Annotated in this window: 9 protein-coding genes and 1 pseudogene; 8 read left to right on the top strand and 2 right to left on the bottom strand. The window is 43.5% G+C overall.

Features of this window, described 5'->3' with window-relative positions; genetic code table 11:
* Positions 1-137 precede the first annotated feature (137 nt).
* Positions 138-279: pseudogene (locus O9332_RS00120) on the bottom strand (flagellar assembly protein H); the annotation flags it as partial.
* 569 nt (positions 280-848) lie between these two features.
* On the opposite strand from O9332_RS00120, the gene hoxE reads away from it, so the two are divergent.
* From hoxE to O9332_RS00080, 8 genes are all read left to right on the top strand, one after another.
* Entirely contained in the window at positions 849-1358 is a 510-nt protein-coding gene (gene hoxE / locus O9332_RS00115) for a bidirectional hydrogenase complex protein HoxE (RefSeq protein WP_002762924.1), read from the top strand.
* A 28-nt stretch (positions 1359-1386) separates the two neighbouring features.
* Positions 1387-2994, top strand: coding sequence for an NADH-quinone oxidoreductase subunit NuoF (gene nuoF / locus O9332_RS00110; RefSeq protein ID WP_002762923.1), 1608 nt, complete (start codon positions 1387-1389; stop codon positions 2992-2994).
* 122 nt (positions 2995-3116) lie between these two features.
* Complete coding sequence (locus O9332_RS00105) at positions 3117-3602, top strand: Tic20 family protein (protein ID WP_002762922.1); 486 nt, start codon at positions 3117-3119, stop codon at positions 3600-3602.
* A 292-nt stretch (positions 3603-3894) separates the two neighbouring features.
* Positions 3895-5268, top strand: coding sequence for a gluconeogenesis factor YvcK family protein (locus tag O9332_RS00100; protein ID WP_002762919.1), 1374 nt, complete (start codon positions 3895-3897; stop codon positions 5266-5268).
* Between the two features lie 173 nt (positions 5269-5441).
* Entirely contained in the window at positions 5442-5750 is a 309-nt protein-coding gene (gene psb34 / locus O9332_RS00095; RefSeq protein WP_002762917.1) for a photosystem II assembly protein Psb34, read from the top strand.
* 252 nt (positions 5751-6002) lie between these two features.
* Entirely contained in the window at positions 6003-6215 is a 213-nt protein-coding gene (locus O9332_RS00090; RefSeq protein ID WP_002762915.1) for a DUF3134 family protein, read from the top strand.
* A 142-nt stretch (positions 6216-6357) separates the two neighbouring features.
* Entirely contained in the window at positions 6358-7518 is a 1161-nt protein-coding gene (locus O9332_RS00085; RefSeq protein WP_353852138.1) for an N-acetyltransferase DgcN family protein, read from the top strand.
* A gap of 4 nt (positions 7519-7522) precedes the next feature.
* A complete protein-coding gene (locus tag O9332_RS00080) occupies positions 7523-8608 on the top strand; it encodes an alanine/ornithine racemase family PLP-dependent enzyme (protein ID WP_288023198.1) in 1086 nt (361 codons plus the stop codon).
* Here the strand turns inward: O9332_RS00080 and O9332_RS00075 are convergent.
* Positions 8540-8710, bottom strand: a complete 171-nt coding sequence (locus tag O9332_RS00075) for a hypothetical protein (RefSeq protein WP_288023201.1) — start codon at positions 8708-8710, stop codon at positions 8540-8542. The genes O9332_RS00080 and O9332_RS00075 overlap by 69 nt on opposite strands.
* Positions 8711-8761 lie beyond the last annotated feature (51 nt).

Here is an 8761-nt window from a genome sequence, read left to right as displayed (position 1 = left end):
AATCCTTATCTGGCAAGAGATTTAATTGATTAGTTCGCTCTAGAGCAAAAACAATTGACAAAAATCGCTAAATGCCTTTCTCTATAAGGGTTCCATCCCTTATAACCCCCGTCCATTGCATAACACAAACCGAAGAGCCATACTTCTTTGTCTAAAAAAGTAATCGAGTCTCTATCTAAATAATCCATCAATTGAGGAAAAAAATAACTCAATAAATTCGACAAAAAAGGTGAAGATTAACTCCTTAAACAAGCGATCATGGTCAATATTATTAGTCATGTAATATCATCTTAACTAATCTGAGCGATGAATGACTACTCTTCTACATTATATTCTGAAAAGTCGCCTTTGGCAACATATTGTTATGACCTCATCCCTTTAACCTACGAGGAGAGGGGGATGCTTCCCGCAAAAAAACCCGCAGAAAACGGGTTTATCGAAGAAACCCGTTTTCTATTTCCAGGGTTCATCATAATTGATTGTAGGGCTAATTCATGAATTAGCCCTACAGCTATTACCTAGCTATATTCCACTGCTAAATCGAGCGACTCTTGTTCCCCACTTAAGCCCGCCATAAAAGGCCCTATTCGTTGATTAAACACTATTATAGGAAAGATGCAATGCAATCCTTGCTATCAAAGTAATTTCAGTTCCAGGCTGATTCGGAGCATCTTTCAATTTGACAAGGCCGAAAAATCCCCTATCCCCCAATAACTAAAGGAAAGATAAAGTTATCGATCGCCCTCCGGAGCCAGTGTCAGAATAAAAGCAGGGAGATGACCAAGGAAAACCGACAACTCTCCATCTTTTTCCCGTCATCGCCCCTAAAATTTATTTGGTTCAGATTTATGCAAACTGCCAATCCTCGTCAAACGGAGAAAAAAGAGCATCCCAGTGGCGATAAACGCTTCAAAGTCCTCGACATTACCATGAAGCGGGCAGGATATAATCAATCAGCCCTGATTGAAGTCCTGCACAAAGCCCAAGAAGCCTTTGGATTCCTAGAAGAAGATGTTCTCCTCTACGTTGCCCGGGCGCTAAAACTGCCCCTCAGTCGCGTCTATGGGGTAGCAACCTTCTACCATCTCTTTTCCCTGAAACCGGCGGGAAAACACACCTGTATCATCTGTATGGGGACTGCTTGTTATGTCAAAGGCAGCGGCAAAATCCTCGAAGACATCGAAAACGCCTTTGATGTCAAAGTGGGAGAAACCACCGCCGATGGAGAAATTTCCCTAGTGTCGGCCCGTTGTATCGGGGCCTGTGGGATTGCGCCGGCCGTGGTCTTCGATGGAGTCGTGGCCCCTAAACAAGATTCGGAAACTGTCTTAGCGAAACTACAGAGTTTCTCCCAGTAATTTTTCACTCTAGTGGATTGAGAAGAATATGGACTTACAAGAATTATTGGCAGTGGCCGAGAAAGAAAAAACTAGACAAAAAAGCATCCGGGTGCATTGTTGCACTTCCACCGGTTGCCAAGCTGCTAACTCCCTCCAAATCAAAAAAAACCTCGCCACTGCCGTCAAAGAAGCAGACCTAGAGGATACAGTCGAAGTGGTCGGGGTCGGTTGTATGGGTTTTTGTGGTCGCGGTCCGTTGGTGGAAGTGGATCCCCAGGATCTCTTATACGAAGAAGTCACCCCGGAAAGTGCGGCCAGCATTATTGCGGCCTTAAACGGCGGCAAAACCGAGGTGCAATTAGGGGACTCAAAACATCCCTTTTTCTCCCATCAAGTCAAAATTGTCCGGGAAAATAGCGGTAAAATCGATCCCGATCGCATTGAGGAATATATCGCCGTCGGGGGTTATCAATCTCTCTACAAGGCCCTCTACGAGATGACTCCGGCCCAGGTGGTGGAGGAAATCACCAAAAGCGGTTTGCGCGGCCGGGGAGGTGCGGGTTATCCCACCGGTTTAAAATGGGCGACGGTGGCTAAACAACCGGGTAAACAAAAATACGTTATCTGTAATGCTGATGAAGGCGACCCCGGGGCGTTTATGGACCGTAGTGTTTTGGAAAGTGACCCCCATTTAGTCCTGGAAGGAATGGCGATCGCTGCCTATGCTGTGGGGGCCGATCATGGTTATATCTATGTTAGAGCCGAATATCCTCTGGCGATCGATCGTCTGCAAAAAGCGATTAATCAGGCCAAAAAATTTGGTTTAATGGGTTCCCAAGTATTCGAGTCCACTTTCGATTTTAAGGTAGATATCCGCATCGGGGCGGGGGCCTTTGTCTGTGGAGAGGAAACCGCTCTCATCCATTCCATCGAAGGCGGCCGCGGCACTCCTCGCACCCGTCCCCCCTATCCGGCCCAATCGGGCCTCGATGGTTGTCCCACCCTGATTAATAACGTGGAGTCCTACGCTAATATCGCCGCTATTATCCGCGAGGGGGCCGCTTGGTACGCCAATATCGGTACTGCCAGCAGTAAAGGCACAAAAATCTTCGCTTTGACGGGAAAAATCCGCAATAATGGGCTGATTGAAGTGCCGATGGGTATTACTCTCCGGGAAATTGTCGAGGAGATGGGGGGTGGTGTTCCCGATGGTCAAGTGAAAGCGGTACAAACCGGCGGCCCCTCTGGGGGTTGTATTCCCGCTAATTTACTCGATACTCCCGTGGATTACGAATCCTTAGCCAAACTCGGTTCGATGATGGGATCTGGGGGGATGGTGGTTATGGATGATACTACCAGTATGGTGGAAGTGGCGAAATTCTATATGGAGTTCTGTCGCGAGGAGTCCTGTGGTAAATGTATCCCCTGTCGCACGGGAACAGTACAAATGTTTGAATTATTGGCCAAAATTATCGCTCGAAAGGCCGATATTCACGACCTCGAAAACCTAGAACATCTCTGTCAAATGGTCAAAGAAACCAGTCTTTGTGGTCTTGGTCAAAGCGCTCCCAATCCGATTTTAAGTACCCTAAAGTATTTTAAGGAGGAATATCTGGCTCTGTTACAGGAAATCAAGCACCCCGTCTCTGTTTGAGAAAAAATCGATCGAGGCCTAACAATCTTCGGCCTCGATCAATTTCTTCAGTTACGCGAAGTCTGATGGGCTGCCGGGTTATCTTGAAGAGAGTTAGCAGTAGTCTCAGGAGACAATAGATTATGACTTGGCGCGGCTCAACCGATACAAAAGATCGCATTTTTGCAGCTTTAGTATATCTTTTACCCTTATATTCGGCTTTTGCCTTCGGTATCTTTATCTTTCAGCAAATTCCTTTTTTAGGAGCGGCCTTAGCAATAGCCTTATATCCCTTAGCTTTTCTCTATAGTTCTCTGGGAAGCTTTGGCAGTTTAATTATCTTTTTCGTCCTCTTTTTCGCCGTGGTACGCAATCCCCGCATCAGTCATTTTATCCGCTTTAACACCATGCAGGCGATTTTAATCGAGATTTTGGTGTATTTATTGGGATTGGTCTTAGGTTTCGTCGCTAGGGGTTTAGGGGCGAATTTAGTGGTAGAAACTCTTTTTAACGTCGTCTTTTTGGGAGCATTTGCCGCCTGTGTTTACAGCATTATACAGTCGGTTATCGGCAAATACGCCGATATTCCCACAATTTCCGAGGCGGCCTATTCTCAAGTGGGAGGTTAGGTCAGGCTGGCTGAATAAATCTAAAAACCTTGTTGGGTAAGACTTTTAGACTTTTTGGCAATCAAAAAGTACCAGATATGGGAGTGATCGGGGGGAAAATCCCTGGACTTTTTCCCTGAAAATTAGGTAATTGACCTCCTCAAAATCGGGAAAACCCTACACCCTACACCCCACACCCCACACCCTCTCCCCACAAAAAACTTTTTCAGCAGACCCTAATTAAGCTTGAGTTTGTCCCCTTTTTCGGCTACAGTCTCTCCAGAATCAATGCGTTCGCTGCCAGGCCACATCTATGAGTCCATTTAAACAGACGCTACGGGAACTCAACGCTCAGAAGGGAAAAATAGCCGCTTCTGTGGGCAGAAAAACGCCTAAACGGGTTAATCGTTGGTTTAAATGGCTTTCTCCCGGTATTTTTGTCAAACGCTGGCTTTTAATCAGTTTAACCGGTGTTTTTCTCACCTCCTTCGGTTTGGCTATTTGGGTAAAATTAACCCCAGTTAATCGCTTTTTAGAGTTTGTTTCCCAAGCATTAGAAACGATCGCCCGTTTGGTCCCTAATTCTGTTTCCGGGCCGCTGGCGGTTTTGTTGGGTGTCTTTTTGTTATTCTGGGGTCAGAGTCGCACTGTCGAAACGATTACAGAAGCACTACAACCGGACGCATCGGAGGAATTAGTCGATCTCCTACGCACCCATCGTCGTCTCCATCGCGGCCCGAAAATCGTGGCCATCGGTGGCGGTACGGGTTTATCGACGCTTTTACGCGGTTTAAAACAGTATAGTTCTAATATCACCGCTATTGTCACCGTAGCTGATGATGGCGGTTCTTCAGGCCGATTACGTCGGGAAATGGGCATTTTACCCCCGGGGGATATTCGCAATTGTATCGCCGCTTTAGCCGATGAGGAAAAGTTATTAACGGAATTGTTTCAATATCGCTTTCATGCCGGGGATGGTTTATCGGGCCACAGTTTTGGTAATTTATTTATCAGCGCTATGACCGAGATTACCGGCGATCTGGAACAGGCGATCGATGCTAGTGCCAAAGTTTTGGCCATTCGCGGCAAAGTGCTACCTGCTACCCTTACCGATGTTAGTCTCTGGGCTAAGTTAGCCGATGGGCGCATTATTGAGGGAGAATCGAAGATAACCGAAGCTATGGGGCAAATTCGTCAGATTGGCTGTCATCCTGCCGATCCGGTCGCTTTACCGGCTGCTTTAGCGGCAATCAAGGAGGCAGATTATATTATTATCGGGCCGGGTAGTCTTTATACCAGTATTATCCCTAATTTGTTGGTTCCCGCAATTCGTCAGGCCCTAGCACAGGTGACAGTCCCCCGTGTCTATGTTTGTAATATTATGACCCAGCCGGGGGAAACGGATAATTATTCGGTGGCTGATCATATTCGGGCGATCGAAAAAGTCTGCGAGGAACGCATCTTTGATGCAGTTTTAGCCCAAAGAACTGCACCATCGCCCCAATCTCTGCAATTATACGCCCAAGAGCATAGTCATCCTGTGTTTTTAGACCGCGAGGAGGTGGGAAAAATGGGTTATCGCATTGTTTTAGCGAATGTAATGGCAGAAGATGAAGTTACTGCCAAAGTTAGTCATGATCCCCAACGTTTAGCGCGAGTTTTATGGCGCTGGTATGCTAAAAAGTGAATAGCGAGTTGACTAAATGTTTTTATCTAGCTTTGTCAAGTTATAAAATCATATTTTTTGCTTTAATTTGCCGACATTAGCCAAATTTGCTGATTAAAGCCCTAGGAAAAAATTAGCCTAAAAACCATTTCGCCTTATTCTGTGTTATACTCAGATTTTGAAGAGAGATGATCATGCACTACTCTACTAAATCTAATCAAGAGACAGGTGCGACAGTCTATTCCCCAAGCGATGGAAGTGAATTAATTCCTGCTGAGGTTAAACTAGATATAAACGGGCAAAACTATCCATCACTTAATATACCTCTCCCAGAGGGCTATACAGTAGATGATGAAGGAATCATCAATAACTATGGTAGCGAACCCAAGATTTATCTATCAAAATCCCCATCTTTAGAACAGCAAAAATGGTATATTTTGCAAGGAGTAGGGGCGGTTTTGTTGGTTGCTTTGGTGTTATTAATCACCTTTTCCGTTAGCTAGATAAAAACCGTAGGATTGACATTTAAGTTGAGCGAGACAGGAAAACTTTAATTTACACCATAGAGTCTGCATCCCAAGTATCGGGAGCATATATTGGAACCGACTCTATCTATCTGTCCAAATAGTAAATCTGACAGCTGAACTTTTTTACTTTGCTAAACTTGACAATTTTTTTCAGTTTTTTGTGGGTTGCTTCGTGATCAACAATAGAACAACCAATAGAGTTAACTTCTCAAAGGAAATTCAACAGGTATGAAATTTAATCCTTCTCTTAGTCAAGAACCTCGCTATCAGGCAATTCCTGTTATGCAGATAACTTCCAAAGAAACCCTTCTCCATTGGTTAGAACGGACAGGAAGATTAAAATTACGTCAATCTGATGCTCATCCCGATTTGCAAATCTTAGAAGAACTAGACGATATTATCGATCCAGATAATTATGCTATAGAAGAAGAAGAAGAATAAATAGTCTTAAGTAGGTGGGTGGAATTAAATATAAGATGAACGTAGGTTGGGTTGAAGCATGAAACCCAACGCCCGCTAATGTTACGCTACCGCTAACCCATCCTACAAATAATTGTGCCTCCCTACTTACTGGGAGTTAGGAGTGAAATTTCAATTATCTAATATTCAGGAGATTAAGAAAGTGGTATCAACGAAAAAAACGGCTTTAATTTACTGTGAAAATCAGTTTGGACGTGTGGACGGAAAAACGGCAGCTGGCTTGATCAGACAATCAGAAATATATACAATTGTTGGAGTGCTGGATAGTTCCTTAGCGGGAAAAGATGCGGGAGAAGCATTAGGAGACAAAAAAAATCATATTCCCATTTTTGCCAATTTACAAACAGCCTTAGAAAAACTTAGAGATGTTCCCAATTGTTATATCTACGGCAAAGCACCCTTAGAAGCGTTTATTCCCCCCCTAGAAAGGCTGCTAATTTTAGAAGCAATGGCACAAGGAATGGAGATTATTAATGGTTTGCATCAATTCTTCTCCGAGGATTTAGAATTTAGGGAGCAAGCTAGTCAGTATGGTGTGCAAATTACAGACATTCGTAAACCACCACAATTAGCTGATCTTCATGTATTTACTGGGCAAATTTCCCAAGTAAATATACCCGTTATTGCCTTTTTAGGAACCGATTGTGCTTGCGGAAAAATGACCACTGCGGTGGCAGTTAATCAAACTCTCCAAGGCTTGGGTATTAAGTCTGTCTTAGTCGCTACTGGACAAACTAGCTTGATGCAGGGAGCAAAATATGGGGTTTCGATCGATGCTTTGGTTTCTCAATTTGTCATCGGTGAAATTGAAAATGCTGTGGTTCAAGCTTTTGAGCAAGAAAAACCCGATATTATTTTAGTGGAAGGACAAAGTTCTCTGAGTCATCCTGCTTTTATGAGTTCCCTGGGAATTTTGAAAGGAAGTAGGCCCGATGGGATTATTTTACAACATCCCCCAGCCCGAAAATTTCGCTGTGATTTTCCTCATTTAGCCATGCCAAAATTACAGGAAGAAATTTCACTAATTGAGGCAATTTCTCCCGCTAAAGTTATCGCTATTGCGATTAATCACGAAAATCTCACCACGGCAGCCACTGAGCGTATTATTGCCAAATATGAGCGAGATTTTCAGTTACCGACTACTGATGTTTTGTTACACGGATGTGAGAAATTAGTCCAAGCTTTATGCGATCGCTTTCCGAAATTAAACCGGAAAATCAAAGGGGAAATTTTAGCTGCAATTCCCGCAATTGGGAGCAAATAGGCTGATGAAAGACCTTTTACCCAGAATCGAGATTTCTCTCCCGAAAATACGCCATAATGCTCGTTTACTCTGCCAATTCTACGGTAGCAAGGGACTTTCTGTGATGGGAGTTTCCAAAGCGATTTTGGGTGATCCCTCGATCGCCTTGGCGATGATTCAAGGTGGAGTCAACTTTATCGCTGACTCTCGAATCGAAAATATTCTCAAAATGAAACAAGCAGGAATAGTGACAACTTTTGTTCTGTTGCGTACTGCCTTGAGTCAAGCAGAATCAGTGGTTAACATTGCAGATATCAGCTTAAATACCGAATTAGCAACAATTCAGGAACTTTCCTATTATGCTCAAGAAAAGCAAAAAATACACCGCATTATTATCATGACGGAGTTAGGGGATTTACGCGAAGGTGTACTGCCGAAAGATCTGGTCAAGTTCATCAAAAAGACCCTCGCTTTTCCCTTTATCAAAATTATTGGACTGGGTTGTAATTTGGCTTGTTATGGAGGTATTAAACCTGATAGCCATAATATGAGCAAATTATCTGTGTTAACAGATACAATTGAGCAGGAATTTTTAATAAAATTACCGATTATTTCAGGAGGCAATTCTGCTAACTATCAATGGTATCAAAAAAGTAGCGAAGTTGGTCGGATTAATAATCTGCGTTTAGGAGAATCAATTTTATTAGGTTGTGAAACAGTTAATCGACAAGTGATACCTGGCTTATATACCGATGCTTTTCGGTTAATTGCTGAAGTAATCGAATCCAAAGATAAACCATCTCTACCCTCTGGAGAAATTGGTCGAGATGCTTTTGGTAATGTTCCCAGCTTTATCGACCAAGGCATTCACCGTCGAGTTATTATTGCATTAGGAAGACAGGATATTCTTATCTCTGGATTACAAACAAGTCAGGAGATAAAAATATTAGGTTCTAGTAGCGATCATCTAGTTCTTGATAGTCATAACAAGAGGTTAAAAGTAGGAAGCAAAGTCAGTTTTAATCTTGATTACGGAGGACTTTTAACAGCCATGACTTCTCCTTTTATTACTAAAAGTTATGCTCTCAATGCAGTAGCACAACTGTCTTGATCGATGAATAAATAGGGTTTGCGGCAAAAAGTTTTTCGGTGGTGGCAGGGTGTGGGGTGTGGGGTGTGGGGTGTGGGGTTTTACCAGTTTTGAGGTGGCCAATTACCTAATTTTCAGGGAAAAAGTGCCTAAATTTCCCCCCGATCACTCCCA

The organism is Microcystis sp. LE19-10.1B (assembly GCF_027530565.1).
GTDB classification, from domain to species: Bacteria; Cyanobacteriota; Cyanobacteriia; order Cyanobacteriales; family Microcystaceae; genus Microcystis; species Microcystis aeruginosa.
This window is presented reverse-complemented; position numbering and strand designations above follow the sequence as displayed.

Excerpts from the sequence above, each read along its gene's own strand:
- psb34 (WP_002762917.1), top strand. The coding sequence starts at position 5,442 with ATGCACTACTCTACTAAATCTAATCAAGAGACAGGTGCGACAGTCTAT.
- nuoF (WP_002762923.1), top strand. The coding sequence starts at position 1,387 with ATGGACTTACAAGAATTATTGGCAGTGGCCGAGAAAGAAAAAACTAGA.
- O9332_RS00100 (WP_002762919.1), top strand. The coding sequence starts at position 3,895 with ATGAGTCCATTTAAACAGACGCTACGGGAACTCAACGCTCAGAAGGGA.
- O9332_RS00080 (WP_288023198.1), top strand. The coding sequence starts at position 7,523 with ATGAAAGACCTTTTACCCAGAATCGAGATTTCTCTCCCGAAAATACGC.
- O9332_RS00090 (WP_002762915.1), top strand. The coding sequence starts at position 6,003 with ATGAAATTTAATCCTTCTCTTAGTCAAGAACCTCGCTATCAGGCAATT.
- hoxE (WP_002762924.1), top strand. The coding sequence starts at position 849 with ATGCAAACTGCCAATCCTCGTCAAACGGAGAAAAAAGAGCATCCCAGT.
- O9332_RS00105 (WP_002762922.1), top strand. The coding sequence starts at position 3,117 with ATGACTTGGCGCGGCTCAACCGATACAAAAGATCGCATTTTTGCAGCT.